This is a genomic window from Mycobacterium sp. NPDC006124 (genome assembly GCF_040614235.1).
Lineage (GTDB): Bacteria > Actinomycetota > Actinomycetes > Mycobacteriales > Mycobacteriaceae > Mycobacterium.
This window is the reverse complement of sequence record NZ_JBEXUA010000006.1, coordinates 160,868-179,064: the sequence shown is the minus strand read 5'-3', so window position 1 is coordinate 179,064 and position 18,197 is coordinate 160,868. Positions and strand designations below refer to the sequence as shown.

General features: G+C 70.0%; 16 protein-coding genes and 1 pseudogene. 5 read left to right on the top strand and 12 right to left on the bottom strand.

The annotated features are described in order from the left end of the window. Positions 1-3 precede the first annotated feature (3 nt). Genes mnhG through ABZ195_RS14745 form a run of 6 tightly spaced genes read right to left on the bottom strand, consistent with a single transcriptional unit; the run spans position 4 to position 6,142 of the window. Positions 4-342 carry a monovalent cation/H(+) antiporter subunit G gene (gene mnhG, locus ABZ195_RS14770; protein ID WP_355218868.1) on the bottom strand — a complete coding sequence of 113 codons (339 nt, stop codon included), beginning with the start codon at positions 340-342 and terminating at the stop codon, positions 4-6. Beyond that, positions 339-620 (bottom strand): monovalent cation/H+ antiporter complex subunit F, encoded by a 282-nt coding sequence (locus ABZ195_RS14765; protein WP_355218866.1) that lies wholly within the window; start codon positions 618-620, stop codon positions 339-341. The genes mnhG and ABZ195_RS14765 overlap by 4 nt, the downstream gene beginning before the upstream one ends. Next, complete coding sequence (locus ABZ195_RS14760) at positions 617-1,186, bottom strand: Na+/H+ antiporter subunit E (RefSeq protein WP_355218864.1); 570 nt, start codon at positions 1,184-1,186, stop codon at positions 617-619. Before ABZ195_RS14760 ends, ABZ195_RS14765 begins: the two co-directional genes overlap by 4 nt. Further along, positions 1,183-2,784: a Na+/H+ antiporter subunit D gene (locus ABZ195_RS14755; RefSeq protein ID WP_355218863.1), complete on the bottom strand. Its 1,602-nt coding sequence runs from the start codon at positions 2,782-2,784 to the stop codon at positions 1,183-1,185. The genes ABZ195_RS14760 and ABZ195_RS14755 overlap by 4 nt, the downstream gene beginning before the upstream one ends. Beyond that, positions 2,781-3,260 (bottom strand): Na(+)/H(+) antiporter subunit C, encoded by a 480-nt coding sequence (locus ABZ195_RS14750; protein ID WP_355218861.1) that lies wholly within the window; start codon positions 3,258-3,260, stop codon positions 2,781-2,783. Before ABZ195_RS14750 ends, ABZ195_RS14755 begins: the two co-directional genes overlap by 4 nt. Next, positions 3,257-6,142, bottom strand: coding sequence for a Na+/H+ antiporter subunit A (locus ABZ195_RS14745; RefSeq protein WP_355218859.1), 2,886 nt, complete (start codon positions 6,140-6,142; stop codon positions 3,257-3,259). Before ABZ195_RS14745 ends, ABZ195_RS14750 begins: the two co-directional genes overlap by 4 nt. Before the next feature lie 159 nt (positions 6,143-6,301). On the opposite strand from ABZ195_RS14745, the gene ABZ195_RS14740 reads away from it, so the two are divergent. After that, the gene (locus ABZ195_RS14740; protein ID WP_355218857.1) at positions 6,302-6,730 is read left to right on the top strand and encodes an SRPBCC family protein; all 429 of its coding nucleotides are present in this window, start codon (positions 6,302-6,304) and stop codon (positions 6,728-6,730) included. Between the two features lie 2 nt (positions 6,731-6,732). Here ABZ195_RS14740 and ABZ195_RS14735 read toward each other — a convergent pair whose 3' ends face one another. The 5 genes from ABZ195_RS14735 to ABZ195_RS14715 are packed head-to-tail and all read right to left on the bottom strand — an operon-like array spanning position 6,733 to position 12,660. Further along, positions 6,733-8,943 (bottom strand): AAA family ATPase, encoded by a 2,211-nt coding sequence (locus ABZ195_RS14735; protein WP_355219234.1) that lies wholly within the window; start codon positions 8,941-8,943, stop codon positions 6,733-6,735. 14 nt (positions 8,944-8,957) lie between these two features. Then, entirely contained in the window at positions 8,958-9,815 is an 858-nt protein-coding gene (locus ABZ195_RS14730; RefSeq protein WP_355218855.1) for a phosphatidylcholine/phosphatidylserine synthase, read from the bottom strand. Further along, complete coding sequence (locus tag ABZ195_RS14725) at positions 9,812-10,525, bottom strand: phosphatidylserine decarboxylase (protein ID WP_355218853.1); 714 nt, start codon at positions 10,523-10,525, stop codon at positions 9,812-9,814. Before ABZ195_RS14725 ends, ABZ195_RS14730 begins: the two co-directional genes overlap by 4 nt. Positions 10,526-10,546: 21 nt before the next feature. After that, positions 10,547-11,740 carry a gephyrin-like molybdotransferase Glp gene (gene glp / locus ABZ195_RS14720; protein ID WP_355218851.1) on the bottom strand — a complete coding sequence of 398 codons (1,194 nt, stop codon included), beginning with the start codon at positions 11,738-11,740 and terminating at the stop codon, positions 10,547-10,549. Then, complete coding sequence (locus ABZ195_RS14715; RefSeq protein ID WP_355218849.1) at positions 11,737-12,660, bottom strand: SDR family NAD(P)-dependent oxidoreductase; 924 nt, start codon at positions 12,658-12,660, stop codon at positions 11,737-11,739. Before ABZ195_RS14715 ends, glp begins: the two co-directional genes overlap by 4 nt. A 22-nt stretch (positions 12,661-12,682) precedes the next feature. Here ABZ195_RS14715 and ABZ195_RS14710 point away from each other — a divergent pair, with 22 nt between their 5' ends. The 3 genes and pseudogenes from ABZ195_RS14710 to ABZ195_RS14700 all read left to right on the top strand — a co-directional run bounded on the left by ABZ195_RS14710 (position 12,683) and on the right by ABZ195_RS14700 (position 15,511). After that, entirely contained in the window at positions 12,683-13,183 is a 501-nt protein-coding gene (locus tag ABZ195_RS14710) for a PH domain-containing protein (RefSeq protein ID WP_355218847.1), read from the top strand. Next, positions 13,180-14,688: pseudogene (locus tag ABZ195_RS14705) on the top strand (PH domain-containing protein). The gene ABZ195_RS14710 and the pseudogene ABZ195_RS14705 overlap by 4 nt, the downstream one beginning before the upstream one ends. A 10-nt stretch (positions 14,689-14,698) precedes the next feature. After that, positions 14,699-15,511, top strand: a complete 813-nt coding sequence (locus ABZ195_RS14700) for an HAD-IIA family hydrolase (protein ID WP_355218845.1) — start codon at positions 14,699-14,701, stop codon at positions 15,509-15,511. Between the two features lie 16 nt (positions 15,512-15,527). Here ABZ195_RS14700 and ABZ195_RS14695 read toward each other — a convergent pair whose 3' ends face one another. Beyond that, the gene (locus ABZ195_RS14695) at positions 15,528-17,222 is read right to left on the bottom strand and encodes a DEAD/DEAH box helicase (protein ID WP_355218843.1); all 1,695 of its coding nucleotides are present in this window, start codon (positions 17,220-17,222) and stop codon (positions 15,528-15,530) included. Positions 17,223-17,401: 179 nt separating this feature from the next. Between ABZ195_RS14695 and ABZ195_RS14690 the strand changes: the two genes are divergently transcribed. Next, positions 17,402-18,193, top strand: a complete 792-nt coding sequence (locus ABZ195_RS14690; protein WP_355218841.1) for a polysaccharide deacetylase family protein — start codon at positions 17,402-17,404, stop codon at positions 18,191-18,193. Positions 18,194-18,197: the final 4 nt, after the last annotated feature.

Sequence of the window (18,197 nt, the reverse complement as noted above, 5' to 3'; positions counted from 1 at the left end):
CCGTCAGTCCTCGGGCCGGTCCGCCATCTCGTCCCTGGTCAGCAGGTCGTCGCGGAAGCTCTGCTCCTGATATGCCAGCTGTCCGACGCGGTTGGCCACGACCGGCGCGGTGATCAGGGTGAACAGCCCGGCCAGGATCAGCATTCCGACGTCGGGATGGCCGCGTAGGCGCAGGGCCGCGCCTGCGAGCACCAGCAGCAGCCCCAGCACCTGCGGCTTGGTGGCCGCGTGCATGCGGGACAGCGTGTCGGGAAACCGCACCACGCCGATCGCCGCGGTCAGCGCCAGCGTCGAACCGGCGAGCACCAGGATGCCGGCGAGTACGTCGAGGACACCGCTCATTGAGGCTCCCCGTCCGCGCGGTCGGTGTCTCGAACTCGGAAGCGCGCCACGCTGACCGAGCCGACGAAGCTGATCAGCGCCAGCGCTGTCAGGCTGTAGGTCACCGTGGTGTCGAGGCTGTAGGCGGCCCACGTGCCGATCGCGCACATCGTGACGGCGACGAAGGTGTCCAGTGCGACGAGGCGGTCCAGCGTTCCAGGGCCGGCGAGCAGCCGGAACATGGTGATGACGATGGCGGCGCCCAGCATTACCGCTGAGATTGTCCACACGGTATTCATGCGCCCGCCTCCCTCTCCGCGCTCGGCCGCCAGTCGACGTCCTTCTCGAACGCCGCGATCATCAACCGTTCGATGTCGGCGACCTGACGGTAGAAGCGCGCCACGGCCTTCTCGGTACCCGCGTCGATCACGTGCACGTAGATCATCCGGCGGGTCTGGTCGATCTCCAGCACGATCCCGCCGGGGATCAGGTTCAGCACGCTGACGGTCAGCGCCAGCACCAAGTCGGACTTGATCGCCACGTGTGCGCGCAGCACGGCGCTGCGCGGCGGCGGGCCTGGCTTGATCGCAAGCCAGGCCACCTGGACCGACGACAGCACCAGGTAGTACGCGGTCAACGCGACCAAGCGCGCCAGCGACAGCGGATGCAGCTTGCCCTCGACCGGCACCCGCGGCAGCGGCAGCAACAGCGTGATGACCAGGGCCACCGCCACCCCGCTCAGGATGTTGGCCGCGGACACGTTGCCCCACAACAGGTTCCACACCAGCGTCAACCAGCACACCACCCAGACGCGCAGCAGGACGGTTCGCGCCACGGTCAGCCGGTTCTTCGTGGGAGCGCTCATGGCGTCAACACCGCCGACACGTATTGACTACGGTCGACGACCTCGGCCGCAGCCCGCTCGCTGAAGGCGAAGATTGGACCGGCGAAGACCGTCAGCGCCAGTCCGACGGCGATCAGCGCGGCGGTGGGCACCAGCATGCCGACGGGCATGCGCCCGACGTCGTCGCGGTCGGCGTGCGCGATGTCCTCCTCGGAATCATCGATCAGCGACGATGGGGAGACGTCGGCCAGGTTGCCCTCGGGCGCATCGGCGCGGGCCCGCCAGAACGCCTTAGTCCAGACCCTGGCCATCACGTAGAGCGTCAGCAAGCTCGTCACGACGCTGCCGCCAACCAGCGTCCAGGCGAGCACCGAGGCGTCCTGAGTGCCGGCCTCCAACAGCGCGACCTTGCCGATGAAGCCGGAGAACGGCGGGATGCCCCCCAGGTTGAGCGCCGGAATGAAGAACACCAGTGCCAGCAGGGGGCTGGCGGCGGCCAGACCGCCGAGACGCTGCAGCGTCGACGCTCCGGCCTGACGCTCGATCAGGCCGACGACGAGGAACAGCGTCGTCTGCACGACGATGTGGTGCGCGACGTAGTAGATGGCCCCGGACATGCCCAGTTGGCTGCCAAGCGCGATGCCGAACACCATGTAGCCGATGTGGCTGACCAGCGTGAACGACAGCAGACGCTTGATGTCGCTCTGCGCGATCGCACCGAATATGCCGACCAGCATCGTGATCAGCGCCGCGACCATCAGTACGTCGTCGAGCGCGCCGCCGGGGAACAGCAGCGAGTGCGCTCGGATGATCGCGTAGACGCCGACCTTGGTGAGCAAGCCCGCGAAGACGGCGGTGACGGGCGCGGGCGCCGTGGGGTAGGAGTCGGGCAGCCACGTCGACAGCGGGAACACTGCGGCCTTGATGCCGAACGCCACCATCAGCACCGCGAACATCGCGCCGCGGGTGCCCGACGGAACGTCCTGCAGCCGCACCGACAGTTGGGCCATGTTGAGGGTGCCGGTCGCCGCGTAGATCATGGCCAGGCCGATCAGGAAGATCAGCGACGACACCATCGACACCATCACGTAGGCGATGCCGGCGCGAACCCGGTCGGTACTGGCGCCGATGGTCAGCAAGACGAAGCTCGCGGACAACAGCACCTCGAAGCCGACGAAGAGGTTGAACAGGTCACCGGCGAGGAACGCGGTGCACACGCCCGCCGACAGCACCAGATAGGTCGGTAGGAAGATCGACACCGGCTGGCGTTCGTCGCCGTCGCGGATGCCCTGGCCGATGGCGTAGAACACGACGGCCAGCAGCACGATCGCCGACACCAGCAGCATCAGCGACGAGAGCCGGTCCACCACCAGGGTGATGCCCAGCGGCCCCATGCCGGGAACTGATTGCCCCCATCCGCCGACGTGCACCGCGATGGTGCCGTCTCGGTCGGCGAGGTGGACCAGCACCGCGCAGACCGCGACCACCGCGGCCAACGCCGCCACCGCGATGGTGCGCTGCAGCCTCGGGCGGCGCCCCGCGAACAGGGTGACCGCCGCGGCGAGGGTGGGAATCAGGACCGGGAGCGGTGTGAGCACCGCGCTGAGGGAGGGGCTCATCGCGATCCCTCGTGCCCGGGCAGCGCGTCCAGCTCGTCGGGCGCGTCGGTGTCGCGCGCCGGGTCGTGGGTGACGAGGTCTTCGTCGATGGCTCCGGCGGACTTGTCCGACAGCTCCGAGACTCTCGTGTCCTCGGGATCGTTCGCGACGTCCTCCGCGCGCGAGAGCCGGTAGGAGCGGTAGGTCAGAGCCAGGACGAACGCGGCGATGCCCATCGAGATGACGATCGCGGTCAGAATCATGCCCTGCGCCAGGGGATCTGCGGTGGTCGTCTTGCCGTCACTGGCCCGGCCACGGATCGGCGGATTGCCCGCCGGCCCGCTGACGGTGAGGATCAGGAGGTTGACGGCGTTGCCGACCAGTAGCAGCCCCAACAACATTCGCGTCAGGTTGCGCTCCAGCAGCAGATACACCCCGGCGGTGGTGAGTCCGCCGATGAGGATCAGCGGCACGACGTCGACGACGGTAGCGCTCATCGGCTAGCCACCTCGTCGCGTTGTGCCATCTCCACGTCGACGCGCGCGCCGAGGCTGCGCAGGACGTCGAGGACCAGGCCGACGACGATCAGGTAGACGCCGGCGTCGAAGAACAGAGCGGTGACGAGCTTGATGTGCCCGAGCACGGGCACGTCGAATTCGAAGACGGCCGAGGACAACACCGGGGCGCCGAGGAACAACGACGTGACCGCGGTACCCGCCGACAGCGCGAGTCCGACCCCGAGCACCTTGCCCGCGTCGACCGGAAGTGCTTCGCCGAGTTCGAATCTCCCGCCTGCCAGGTAGCGCAGCACCAGCGCGAGGCCGGCGGTCAATCCTCCGGCGAAACCGCCGCCGGGGGTGTTGTGCCCCGCGAAGAAGAAGTAGAACGACAGCACCATGATGAGCGGGAAGATGATTCGCGTCGCCACCTCGAGCACCAGTGACCGGTAGCGCGGGTCGCGCAGCTCGCTGCCCCGCAGCCAGGTGATGTCGCCGACGGCCGGGCTGGTGGGCAGCACCGGGATGCGGCCGATGTCGGGTTGGCCGGCGTCCCGGAGATCCCTCGGCACTCGCGGCGCACTGCCGAAGCGCCTGTTGCGGAACACCATCGAGGCCACACCGGTCGCCGCCACCAGGAGTACGGAGACCTCACCCATGGTGTCCCAGGCGCGGATGTCGACCAGCAGCACGTTGACGGTGTTGGCGCCCTGGCCGCGGTAGTAGGCGGCGTCGGGCAGCAGGTCGGCCAGCGGTCGGGTGGTCCTGGCGGCCATCGCGAACGCCGCGAGGGTGGTGACCGTCGCACCGACCGCGAGCGACAATGCCAGCCGCGGCAGTCGGTGACGGCTGATGTTGCCCTGATCCGCCTCCGCGGGCAGGGTTCGCAGGACGAGGACGAAGATGACCAACGTCAACGTCTCCACCAGGAACTGGGTCAGTGCGAGATCGGGTGCACCGTGGAAGACGAAGATCGCGCCGCAGCCGTACCCCGTCACCCCGACGACCAGTACGGCGGCGAGCCGGTTGCGCAGCATCGTCGCGCTGATCGCCGCGGCGAGGATGACGAGGCCGACGACGGCCTGCAGCGGCGAGCCCCACAGCGTGAATTCGGGACGGTCGCGGGCCCCGAGCAGCAGCATCGCCGTCGGCAGCAGCACCAACGTGGACAGGATGACGGCCTGGGTGGCGGGGATGGATCCGCGTTGGGTGAGAGCGGTGAGGCGGACGGCGAAGACGTCGGTCTCGCGGATCACCGCGTCGTAGATGCGGTCGGCGTTACCCAGGGGCAGGTAACCCAGCCGGGCCCGACGCAGCCGGTTGCGACCGAAGAACGCGACGGCACCGGCGGCGAGCACCAGGATCGACAGCAGTAGCGGCACGTTGACGCCGTGCCACAGCGCGAGGTGGTAGTCGGCCTCGGGGGTCAGGTCGTCGGCGTAGTCGGCCAGCGCGTGGTCCAAGCCCGTCGGCCACACGCCGAACGCCAACCCGGCCAGGGCCAGGATGGCCGGCGGGATCAGGAACATCGTTGGGGGACGGTGCATTTCGGCAACGCGCTGACTCGGCTCGGATCGGCCCTTGCGTGCGAACGCCCCGTAGATGAACCGCAGGCTGTAGATGGTGGTGAAGACCGAACCGAAGACCACACCGCCGAGCACCCATGGCGCGGTCGGGCCCAGCGCCGCGCTGTCCGCGAGCGTCGCGAGGTCGGCCTCCTTGGCGACGAAGCCGAGGAACGGGGGCAGTGCGGCCATGCTCGCCGTCGCGCAGATCGCGATGATCAGGAGGGGCCGGTGCCGATCGCCGAGCCAGGCCAGGCGACGGATGTCACGGGTGCCGGTTGCGTGGTCGACGATGCCGACGACCATGAACAGCGCGGCCTTGAACATCGCATGCGCGCAGAGCATGGCCAGGCCGGCGAGCATCACGTCGCGACCGCCGACACCCACCATGAGGGTGATGAGACCGAGCTGGCTGACGGTGCCGAACGCGAGGATCAGCTTGAGGTCGTACTCCCGGACGGCCCGCCAGCCGGCGAGCAGCATCGTCGCCAGGCCGAGGGTGACGATCATCGGCCGCCAGGCGGGGGAGTCGGCGAAGCCGGGCGTCAAGCGCGCGACGAGGTAGACACCGGCCTTCACCATCGCCGCGGCGTGCAGGTACGCGCTGACCGGCGTCGGCGCGGCCATGGCGCCCGGCAGCCAGAAGTGAAATGGCACCAGCGCGGACTTCGACACCGCGCCGACCAACACCAGCACGATCGCGACGCTTGCGGCCAGGCCCGTCGGCGGCGCCGCGACCAATTCCGAGAGCCGGTAGGTGCCGGCCGATTCGCCGAGCACGATGATGCCGACCAGCATGGCCAGACCGCCGGCGGTGGTGACCAGCAAGGCCTGGGTGGCGGCCCGGCGGCTGGTGGCCCGCTCGGCGTAGTGGCCGACGAGCAGGAACGACAAGACGGTCGTCAGCTCCCAGAACAGGTACAGCATCAGCATGTTGTCGCTGATGACCAGGCCGAACATGGCGCCGGCGAACGCGACCAGTTCGGCGGCGAAGCTGGGCAGCCGGCGTTCGGTGTGGCCGTCGTGGTGGTGGAAGTACTCAGCGCAGTAGAAGAGGACCAGGGCGCCGACGGCGAGGACGAGCACGCTCATGATCGCGGCCAGAGCGTCGAAGCGGAACGTGATGTCCATCGACAGTTCGGGCACCCATTGGAGGTGAACCGTCTGTTCGCCGCGCCCGGGCCAGTTCATCGCGACCCAGGGCAGCGACCCGAGCGGAACCACGGCCAGCGCGTAGAACGCGTGTCGTCCCCAACGCCGCACGAGGAGGGGCGCCACCAGGGCGGCCGCCGCGTGAGCGTAGAGAATGGCGAGCATGGCACTCCGGTTCTGGTCGAGCGCTGGCGAGCGCGTCAGCCAAGTGGGGTGTCAGCCGTCTAAGGCTATGTCTTCACCTAGTTTACGGGGGCGTGCCCGGATCCCTTAACCGCGGCCGAAGTGACCCGGTTGAATGACCTCGTGAATGGAGACGAGAAAGTGGCCAGCGCGACCCTCGACGTCGCCTCGCCGGCCGACCGGATCTTCGAGTTGATCGCCGACCCGGCCAGGCAACCGACGTGGGACGGCAACGGCAACCTCGCCGAGGCTGCCGAGGGGCAGCGCGTGCACGCCGTCGGCGAGGTGTTCCTGACGGCGATCACCCAGGGCGGGGTCCGGGAGAACCACGTGGTCGAGTTCGAGGAGGGCAGGCGCATCGCCTGGCGCCCGTCGGAGCCCGGTCTGGCACCACCCGGGCACCTCTGGCGATGGGAGCTGACGCCGCTCGACGACTCCCACACTCGCGTCACCCACACCTACGACTGGTCCGAGCTGACCGACGAGAAGCGCATGGTGCGCGCCCGTGCCACCGGAGAGGACACGCTGATGTCGTCGCTGCGAAGACTGGCCGACCTCGCCGAGCATTGAGCTCAGCGGGTCGCGGCGAACGCCCGAAGCGCGTCGACCTGCGCCGGATCCAGTGACGGCCGGACGGTGGCGCGCGCGTTCGCGACGTCGGCGGCGGTGACGTCGGCCGCGTCGATCGAGCGCCGCATCGCGGTCAGGGCCGATTCGCGCAGCAGCGCGACGCAGTCGGCGGCGCTGTAACCGTCGAGGGTGTCGGCGAGTTCGTCGAGGTTCACGTCGGCACTGAGTGGGATGTTCTTGCCCGCGGTGCGCAGGATGTCGCGGCGCGCGTCGGCGTTCGGCGGCTCGACGAAGACCGACTTCTCCAGCCGTCCCGGTCGCAGCAGGGCGGGGTCGATGAGATCGGGTCGGTTGGTCGCGCCGAGGACGACGACGTCACGCAGCGGGTTGATGCCGTCGAGCTCGGTGAGCAGGGCGGCCACCACCCGGTCGGTGACACCGGAGTCGAAGCTCTGCCCGCGGCGTGGGGCCAGGGCGTCGATCTCGTCGAGGAACACCAGCGACGGCGCAGAATCGCGTGCGCGACGGAATAATTCGCGCACGGCCTTCTCCGAGGAGCCAACCCACTTGTCCATCAGCTCGGCACCCTTGACCGCGTGCACCGACAGCCGGCCGCTGCTGGCGAGTGCCCGCACCACGAAGGTCTTTCCGCATCCCGGCGGGCCGTAGAGCAGGACGCCACGCGGCGGTTCGACGCCGAGGCGTTCGAAGGTGTCGGGGTGCTGCAGCGGCCACAGCACCGCCTCGGTGAGCGCCTGCTTGGTCTCGACCATGTCGCCGACGTCCTCGAGGGTGACCGAGCCGACCGCGACCTCCTCGGTGGCCGAGCGCGACAGCGGTCGGATGACCGACAGCGCGCCCGTCAGGTCGTCCTGCGTCAGTGCCGGGGCCTGACCGTCGGAACTGGCCCTGGCCGCGGCGCGCAAGGCAGCCTCGCGCACCACCGCGGCAAGGTCGGCGACGACGAAACCCGGTGTGCGCTTGCCGATCTCGTCGAGCGCGAGATCATTGGCCGGAACGCCGCGCAGGAGTACCTCGAGAAGGGCCTTGCGGGTGGCGCCGTCGGGCAGGCTGAGTCCCAGCTCGCGGTCGCACAGATCGGGTGCCCGCAGTCGGGCGTCGACGGCGTCCGGCACCGCGGACGTCGCGACGAATGCCACGCCAGGCGTACCCACCGCCGCCCGCAACTCCGCGAGGATCAGCGTCGCCACGGGCTCGGCCGTGGCAGGCAACAGCGCGTCGACGTCGGTGATGAGCAGGACGCCGCCGCCGTCGCGCAGCGTGGCCACCGCGGAGGTCACCCGCGAGAGCCGGTCCTCGGCGCGCAGCGCACCGACCTCGGGTCCGTCGAGTTCGACGAGTCGCCGCTCGGCGCAGACCGCGCGCACCAGCGTGCTCTTGCCCACCCCGGCCGGGCCGGAGACCAGGACGCCCAGATGCGGTTTCGCGCCCAGGGTTTCGAGCAGTTCCGGTTGGTCGAGGGCGAGCTTCAACCATTCGGCCAGGCGGCCGGCCTGGGTGTGGGCGCCACGCAGGTCGTCGACCGATATCGGGGCAGTGGGCTCGACCGTCGGCGTGCGACGCGGTTCGGAGACGGTGTGCGCCCCGGCGGGGGAGTCGGTGTTCAGCGTCGTGCCGTCACCCCACGCCACCACCGAATTCGGTTGCACGCTCACCGGTCCGGCGGGGTCGACGCCCGTCACCGTCAGCAACTCCGAGGTCCAGGTGATGCCGACCGACGACGTCAGGGCCGACGACGCCTGCGACGTCGAGGTGCCGGGGCCGAGGTCTCGGGGCAGCAGCGAGACGGTGTCGCCGACCGTCATCACCTTGCCGAGCAACGCCAGTCTCAGGGTGGCCGACGAGATCGACTGGGTGGCGAGCTTGGAGCCGCTGACGGTCACCGACCGCGCGCCGTACACCGTCACGGGGGCGACCAGCACGACGGTGTTCTCGCGGAGTCCGGCGTTGGACAGCGTGACGTCGTCGAGGAGCGCGGTGCCCGCCGGGGTGTCGGGACCGGCCACGCCGACGACGGCCGAGGTGGTCCGCGAACCGGTCAGCGACACCGCGTCCCACTCGCGAATGCCGAGTGCGGCCAGCGCTTCCGGATGCAACCGGACCACGCCGCGGCGCGAGTCGGTGGCCGAGGTGTTCAGACGCGCGGTCAGCGGAAGGCGACCCCGCGGTGTGTCGTCGAACGCGTCGGACACCAGATCGCTCACCGTCAGCCCCGCGAGCCGGGCTTGCGCAGCCCGAGCCGCGCCACCGAGCGCCGGTTGGGCGCGGCACGCCGCGCCGCGCGGCGAACCGCCCGGCGCTGTTCGGGTTTGGTGTCCCAGGCCTCCGGACGCGCCGCCACCCAACGCTGACTGCGGATGGTGAACGGCATGACGGCGACGTATCCGGCGATGATCAGCAGCACCAGCACGTACGGGAACAGCAACAGTCCCGCCGCGGCCGCCGCGACCAGGATCAGCAGGATGGGCGCGGCGTTCTCGGGTACCGAGATGGCCTTCAGCGCCAGCGTGGGCACGCGGCTGACCAGAAGGGCCGCGTTGGCCGCCAGCCACGCGCAGACGAACCAGTGCGACGTCCACCAGCCGTGCCCGAACTGCATGAACGCCACCAACGGGCCAATCGCTCCGACGGCGCCGCACGGCGCGGGCATGCCCGTGAAGAACTGGCGGGTGTAGGCGGGCTGGGTGTCGTCGTCGAGCAGGGCGTTGAACCGGGCCAGCCGCAGCACCACGCAGACGGCGTACAGAAGCACGAAGATCCAGCCGAGCTGGGAGTTGGGCAGCAGCGTCAGGTAGACCACCAGGGCCGGGGCGACGCCGAAGTTCACCGCGTCGGCCAGCGAGTCGATCTCGGCGCCCATCCGCGACTGGGCGTTGAGGGCACGCGCGATGCCGCCGTCGATGCCGTCGAGGATGGCAGCCGCGCCGATGAGCGCCAGCGAGATCCACGGCTTTCCGTCGAGGGCGAACTTGATCGAGGTGAGTCCGGCGCAGATGGCCAGCACCGTCGTGGCGCTCGGCAGGATGCGAAGACCGCGGGCGGGTTGGCCCTTGGGCCGATTCACGCCAGCTCCGCGAGGACCGTTTCGCCGCCGATGGCCCGCTGGCCCAACTCGACCGCCACGCGGGAGTCCGCGGGGACGTAGGTATCCAGGCGCGACCCGAAGCGGATCAGTCCGTAGGTCTCGCCGAGTGCCACCTTGTCGCGGGGGTGCACCGAGCAGACGATGCGGCGCGCGATCAGGCCGGCGATCTGCACGGCAGCCACGTCGACGCCCTCGACGGTGCGGAACCACACCGCGTTGCACTCGTTGAGCTCGCTGGCCGAGTCCTTGTCGGCGGACTGGAACTGGCCGGGCCGGTACTTGACGGTCACGACCTCGCCCGCGACGGGGGCCCGCTGCACGTGGGCGTCGAAGATCGACAGGAAGATGCTGATCCTGGTCATCGGCACGTCGGGCATGCCGAGTTCGGCGGGCGGGCGGACTCCCTCGATCAGGGTGACGAGCCCGTCGGCGGGGGCGACGACGACGCCCGGCCGGGTCGGCGGCACCCGCGGCGGATGCCGGAAGAACAACGCACACGCGCTTGCGGCGGTCAGGCCCGCAGTGCGCAGCCACCGGTGCTTGCGACCGACGGCGGCCACGCCAAGCCCACCTGCGATGAACGGCAGGCCGGCGGCGTGAATGGGGGGGACGGTGGAACGGACCAGCTCAACGAAGCGGGCGATCTCGGAGTCGTTGGCGGCATCGGCGGGTCTCGCGGGTCTGGCCATGAGAGTTCGAATTCTACGTGGTCAGGTCAGATCCCATACCTGCACCTGTGAACCGGCCGACAGTTCGGCGACGTCCTCGCCGATCTCGAGCAGGCAGTCCGCCGACGCCAGCCAGCGCAGGTGATGCGACGCGGGCGGGCCGTAGCTGGTGACCGACTGCTGGTCGGCCCCCAGCACGCCACGCCGAAACTGACGCTTGCCGCGCGGCGACGTCAACGACTCCGACAGCGTCACCGAGAGCCGAGGCCGATGGGGATGCGGCAACCCCATGGCGGCGCGCAGCGGCGTGCGGATGAAGACCTCGAACGACACCAGGGCGCTGACCGGGTTGCCCGGCAGCGTGATGATCGGCGTGCCCCACACGACGCCCGAACCCTGCGGCATGCCCGGCTGCATCGCCACCTTGACGAACTCGACCTCCTCGCCGAGGGAATCCTTGACCACCTCGTAGGCGCCGGCGCTGACGCCGCCGGTGGTGATCACCAGATCGGCCTCGCGGGCATGCTCGTGCAACTCGGCGCGGAACAGGTCGACGTCGTCCTCGGTCATCGACGAGGTCACCACGTCGGCACCGGCGTCTCGCACGGCGGCCGCGAGCATGACGGCGTTGGACTCGTAGATCTGACCGGGCTGCAGCGGCGTGCCGGGGGCCACCAGTTCCGACCCCGTCGACATCACCAGAACACGTTGCCGCGGAACGACTCTCACCGAAGCAAGCCCCAGGGCGGCGGCGAGCCCGAGGGCGGCGGGAGTGAGCACCTGCCCGGCATGCAGCACCGTCGTGCCGGCGGTGACGTCCTCACCGGCACGGCGCAGGTGCTGTCCGGGCGTCACGCTCGTGCGGATCGACACGGTGTCCGTCGACCCGTCGGTGGCCTCGACGGGGACGACCGCCGTCGCGCCGGTGGGCAGCGGCGCACCGGTCATGATCCGGTGTGCAGTGCCGGGCGCGAGAACCAGCGCGTCGGTGCGGCCGGCCGGAATGTCCTCTGCCACCGGAAGTCTCACGGGGTGATCCTCGGTGGCGTCGGCGACGTCCTCGGCGACCACGGCGTAGCCGTCCATCGCCGAATTGTCGAAGCCGGGGAGGGCGAGCGGCGCCACGACGTCGGCGGCCAGGACCAGGCCCAGCGCGTCCCCGACGACGACGTCGACCGGGGGGCGTGCGGTGATCAACCCGGCGACGACCCTCTGGTGTTCGTCGACGGACCTCATACCGGATACGTGACGCCGGTGAGCTTCTCGGACACCGTCCACAGTCGGCCCTGGACGTCCTGGTCGTGGGACTGCTTGCTCGACTCGACCCGCTTGGGGTGTCCGCGTAGTTCGCGGATGCCGTCTGGCCCGTAATACTGCGCGCCGCGGACGCCGAGGTCGGTGGCGGCCCGCAGCGTGGCCAGCGCGCCCATCGCGGGGCTGTTGGTGACCAGCCCGGCGAGGGCACTGAAACCAGGCAGGCTGGAACCGGGGATGTGCCGCATCAGTTCGGTGTTGGAGATGCCGGGATGCGCGGCCACGGCGATCGTCGCCTCGTCCTTCGCCGCGAGCCGCCGGTTCAGTTCGTAGGTGAACATCAGGTTGGCCAGCTTCGACTGTCCGTAGGCGGCGACGCGGTTGTACTTGCGCTCCCACTGCAGATCGTCGAAGTGAATGGCGGCCTGAATGGTGTGCGCGATGCTGGCCACCGCCACCACGCGGGATCCCTCGACGGGAAGCAGGTTCTCCAGCAGGAGGCCGGTCAGCGCGAACGGGCCGAGGTGATTGGTCCCGAACTGCAGCTCGTAACCGTCCGGGGTCAGCTGTTTCGGCGGGTACATCACTCCGGCGTTGTTGATCAGCAGGTCGATCCGGGGATAGGCGCCCTTGATCTCGTCGGCCACCGCTCGGACCGAGTCCAGCGAACCGACGTCGAGCCGCTGCACGGTGACGTCGGCACGCGGCACCTGACCCTGCAACCGGGCCGCCGCGGCCTTGCCCTTGTCGACGTCGCGGACCGCCATCACGACGTGTGCGCCGCGGGTCGCGAGCACCAGCGCCGTCTCATATCCCAGACCCGTGTTGGAGCCGGTCACGACCGCGACACGGCCGCTCTGATCGGGTACGTCGGCGGCCGTCCACTTGGCATGCGAGCTCATGGGCAGACCATACTCACAGGCGATGGTGACCCTCGTCGACCCCGCCAACCCACCGAGCCGCAAGGCGCCGATGGTGTGGGCGCTGGCGGCGGCGATCCCGTGGACGGTGCTCGCGGCCGCGCAGGTGGCGTGGTTCGTCGTCGACCCGCGTACTCCCGGCTGGCTGCACGCCGCGGCGGCGGCGCTCACCGCGGTCGGGATGGTGACGTTCGTGGTGGTGGCACCCCTGTGGCGCTACCGCGTGCACCGTTGGGACGTCTCCCTGGGTTCGGCGACGCCGGCGGTGTTCACCAGGACGGGCTGGCTGGTGCAGGAGCGCCGCATCGCCCCGATCTCCCGCGTGCAGACCGTCGACGTCCACCGCGGCCCACTCGACCGAATCTTCGGACTGGCCAACGTGACCGTGACGACCGCGTCCTCGGCCGGGGCGGTGCGCATCGTCGCGCTCGACTCCGAGGTCGCCGACCGGATCGTCGCCCAGCTGACCGACGTCGCCGCGATCGGCGACCGCGACGCCACATGACCTCGCCAGACGTCCAGTGGCGCCGGCTCAGCCCCCGCATGCTGCTGGTCCACCCCGCGCACGAGCTGCTGCGGCAATTGCCGCTCCTGATCGGCACGGTGGTGCTCGGCTCGGCGACCGGCAACCAGAAGTGGTCGGCCGCAGTGCTGGTGCTGCTCGTCGTGTTCGGCGTGGCGCGCTGGTTCACCACTACCTACCGCATCGACGGCGAACAGATCCAGCGCCGCGAGGGAGTGCTGCAGCGTACGGTTTCCTCGTTGCCGCGCAACAGAATTCGCTCGGTCTCGACCGATGCCCGGCTGCTGCACCGTCTGCTCGGGTTGACCGTGGTCAAGGTCAGCACCGGCCGGGAGGTCAAGGGGGAGGCGGAGTTCACCCTCGACGCGGTGCGGTCGGCCGACGTGCCGGCGTTGCGGGCGGTTCTGCTGGCCGACTCACTGGGACCCGTTTCAGAGATGGTGCCGCCACCGAACCGGGTGATCGCCAGGTGGCAGCCGTCGTGGCTGCGCTACAGCCCGCTGAGCTTCACCGGGCTGGCGATGATCGTCGCCGCCGTCGGTCTGGTGTACTAGACAGGAGCGGCCGTGGCCCTTCGCGATTCGACCTTGGCGCGCCAGGGAGTCGACGCCGCCGAACGGTTCGGGGTGGTGGTGACTGTGGCGGTCGGCGTCGTCGCGCTCCTCGTGGTCTCGGTGGTGCTGTCCGTCGTGCGCTCCCTGGTGACGTTCGGCAACCTGGTGTTGTCGCGTCGCGAGGACCACGACGGTGCCGGTGTCCTCCACCTCGAACACGGTCTGCTGCGAGCGCGCGAGAGCACCTTCGACATGCGCCGGTTGCGCGGCGGCACGATTCGCGAACCCCTGCTGGTGCGACTGTTCGGCGGCGCCCGCCTCGACGCGGTGATGACCGGGGTCGACGGCGCGGGCGAGGCGTCGCTGCTGCTGCCACCGTGTCCGGCGGCGACGGCCCGGGGCGTGCTGACCGAGCTGATCGGGCGTCCCGACGTCGTGGGCGGTGAGCTGCGACGGCACGGTCGGAGCGCGACGCGCAGGCGGTGGACCCGCGCGCTGGCGTTTCCCGCCATTCTGGGCCTCGCCATGGTGGGGGTGACGTTCGTCGTGGCGATGCCGCCGACGGCGTGGCTGGCGTGGGGGCTGGCCGTGGTGGTGGCCGGGTTGCTCGCCGCCGACCGGTCGCGGGCCCTGGGACACCGCGCCGGGGACGGCTGGCTGGTGGCCCGGGCGGGCAGCCTGGAACGTCGCCGCGACTGCATCGACGCGGCGGGCATCATCGGGTGGACGGTGCGCCAAACGTTCTTTCAGCGGCGCGCGGGCGTGGCGACTTTGGTGGCGGCCACCGCCGCGGGGGTGAAGGGATACCGGGTGCTCGACGTGCCCGCCGAGCTCGCGTGGTCGGTGGCGGCGTCGGCGTCACCATGGCTCGCCGAGAACGACTGGGCCGCCGATCAGCGGGGCCCGAGTTGCGCTGACTCGTTTGCCGTTTAACCTCGGCACCATGGCTATCGGTGGAGTGCTGTTCGACATCGATGGCGTCTTGGTGACCTCCTGGGAGCCCATCGCCGGGGCGGCGGACACGCTGCGCGTGCTCGCCGACCATCAGATCGCCAGGGCGTACCTCACCAACACCACCACCAAGACGCGCGCTCAGATCGCCGAGTTGCTGACCGACGCCGGCATGGAAGTCAGCGCCGACGAGGTCATCACCGCGGCCGTGTTGACCGCCAACTACGTCCGGGACCGCTATCCGGAGGCCCGATGCTTCCTGGTCAACAGCGGTCGGATCGCCGAGGACATGCACGGTATCGACATCGTCCACCCCGACGAGATGAGCGGGAACGACGCCGACACTCCCGACGTCGTCCTGCTCGGCGGTGCGGGATCGGAGTACGACCACGTCACGCTGAGCCGGGTCTACGACTGGATGGCCAAGGGTGTGCCCGTGGTGGCGATGCACCGCAGCACCGCCTGGAACACCGCCGACGGTCTGCGGGTCGACACCGGCATGTACCTCATCGGCATGGAGGAGACGTCCGGCCGCAAGGCGACCGCCGTCGGCAAGCCCGCGCCGGAGGGGTTCCTCGCCGCCGCGGGGCGTCTCGGCGTGGAACCGGAGGAGATGTACGTCGTCGGCGACGATCTGAACAACGACGTGCTGGCCGGCCAGGTGGTCGGCATGGCCGGCGTGCTGGTGCGGACCGGCAAGTTCCGACAGGACACGTTGGACCGTTGGGCGGCAGACGAATTCGCGATGCAGCCCAACTACGTCATCGACTCGGTGGCCGACCTGCCCGAGCTGCTCGGGCTGTAGTTCTGGCGCTCGACTCTCAGGCCCGCAGCGTGCGGACCGCCTCGATGCGCGCGGCGATCTGCTCTGAGTTCGCCGCCGCCAGGACGGGGCCGCCGCAGATGCGGCGCAGCTCGTTGTGAATCCAGCCGTGCGGCTTGCCGGTCCGGTGATGCGCGAGGGTCACGAGTGCGTTGAGTTCACGACGCAGGTCGCGCAACTGCCCGTGGGTGGTGGACCGCACCGGGACCGTGCCGCCAGCGGCCGTCCGCTTGTCGAACTGCTCTTCCTGCCTGCGCCGCAACAGGTCTCGCATCTGCGCGGAGTCCAGCAGGCCGGGGATGCCGAGGTAGTCGGCCTCCTCGTCGCTGCCTGACGGTGTCGCCGTCCCAAATGACGAGCCGTCGAAGATGACCTGGTCCAATTCGGCGTCGGCGCCGAGCATTTCGAAGCCGTTGTCCAGCTCGCTCGGCTCGTTCTTCTGCTTCTCTTCGTATTCCTCGTCCCACTCGTCGCCCTGGGACTCGCGATGCGGCTTGCCGAGTACGTGGTTGCGCTGCGCCTCCATCTCGCTGGCCAGCTGTAGCAGGTTGGGCACCGACGGCAGGAAGATGCTGGCCGTCTCGCCCGGACGACGGGAACGGACGTACCGGCCGATGGCCTGGGCGAAGAACAGCGGCGTGGACGCGCTGGTCGCGTAGACGCCGACGGCGAGGCGGGGCACGTCGACGCCCTCGGACACCATGCGCACGGCGACCAGCCAGCGGCTGGTGCCCTGCGAGTACGCAGTGATGCGATCCGAGGAGCCCGGGTCGTCGGAGAGCACCACCGTCGGGGCCTCACCGGTGATCGTGGTGAGCAGCGCGGCATAGGCCCGGGCTGCCGTTTGGTCGGAGGCGATGATCATGCCGCCGGCGTCGGGCACGTGCTGCCGCTTCTGCTGTAGTCGCTTGTCGGCCGCGGCTATCACTGCGGGCATCCATTCACCAGCTGGGTTCAGCACCGTGCGCCAGGCGCGGGCGGTCTGCTCTGCGTTGAGCGGTTCACCGAGACGTGCGGAGTGCTCCTCGCCCGCGCTGTCGCGCCACCTCGACTCACCCGAGTAGGCCAGGAACACGACCGGCCGGACGACCCCGTCGGCGAGCGCATCGGCATAGCCGTAGACGTGATCCGCGCGGGAGCGCTCCAGCCCGTCGGGCCCGCGCTCGTAGCTGACGAACGGGATCGGGCTGTCGTCGCTGCGGAACGGGGTACCGGTCAGCGACAGCCGGCGGGTGGCGTCGTCGAACGCCTCCCGGATCGCCTCGCCCCAACTCTTGGCGTCGCCCCCGTGGTGGATCTCGTCGAATACGACGAGGGTCTTGCGGTTCTCGGTGCGCACGCGGTGACGCCCCGGATGGCTGGCCACCTGCGCGTAGGTCACCACCACCCCGTGGTACTCGTCGGAGTTCTGGGCCGAGCTGTTGCTGAACTTGGGATCCAGCGAGATTCCGAGCGCGGCCGCGGCCTTGGCCCACTGAATCTTGAGGTGCTCGGTCGGCACGACGATCGTGATGCGTTCGACGGTGCCGTCGCCCAGCAGTTCGCCGGCGATGCGTAGCGCGAAGGTCGTCTTGCCCGCGCCAGGGGTTGCCACCGCCAGGAAGTCCCGCGGCGCCGCCGTCAGGTACTTCACCATCGCCCGACGTTGCCAGCCCCGCAACGCCTGGGTGCTGGGCGCTGCATGACCCTGCACCCGGAGACTCCTCACTGATCGAAGCGCAGTCTAGGGCAAGGGGTTCCGCGTCCGCATTCCCGCAGGGCGTGTCCGGCGGGGATGCGCGCGTGTCGTCACCGTGCGGGGCGAGCGGCTCGCTCAGGGACTTGCCACCTCACTGGCAACGCGGGTCCAGACTGCCCATTTACCGTTCGCCCATGCCCAACCGCCGGACGTTTCTGACGGCTCTGACCGGCGCCGCAGTGGTCATCGGCGCGGGTGCCCGCATGCCCGCGGCGTTTGCCGCCTCCGGCGTGGACCCCAACGCCGTGCCTGCCGCGGACCTCGTGCGCCGACCCACCCAGTGGGGCATGTCGCTCCCGGGAATCGTGACGTCGTTCGTTCCCTCCGGACGTCAACTCGCGTTGACATTCGACGCGTGCGACCACGCGTGCGACGACGCGCTGCTCGACACCCTCGAGCGCAACGGCGTCCCCGCCACCCTCTTCGTCTGCTCCAAGTGGATCGACGCCAATCCGGGTCGGACGGAGCAGCTGGCCGCCAACCCGCTGTTCGACATCGGCAACCACGGCACGCGACACGTCCCGCTGTCGGTGACCGGGCGGTCGGCCTACGGCATCGCGGGCACGACGTCCGCGAGCGAGGTGGTCGACGAGGTATCGGGCGAACAGGCCCGGCTGACGGCACTGACCGGCAAGGCACCCTTCTTCTTCCGCACGGGCACCGCGCACTACGACGACGTCGCCGTGCAGATCGTCCACGACCTCGGCCTCACCCCGGTGGGCTTCTCCGTGAACGCCGACGACGGTGCGACGGCGTCGGCCGGCGCCGTGAGCGCGGCAATCTCGCATGCGGCGCCGGGGTCGATCGTCCTCGCGCACATGAACCATCCCCGCGCGGGTACGGGCGCCGGGGTGGCCGCCGCCATCCCGGCCATGTTGGCGGCCGGCTGGCAGTTCGTCCCCGTGGCCGGTCAGTCGCTGTCGTGAGTGC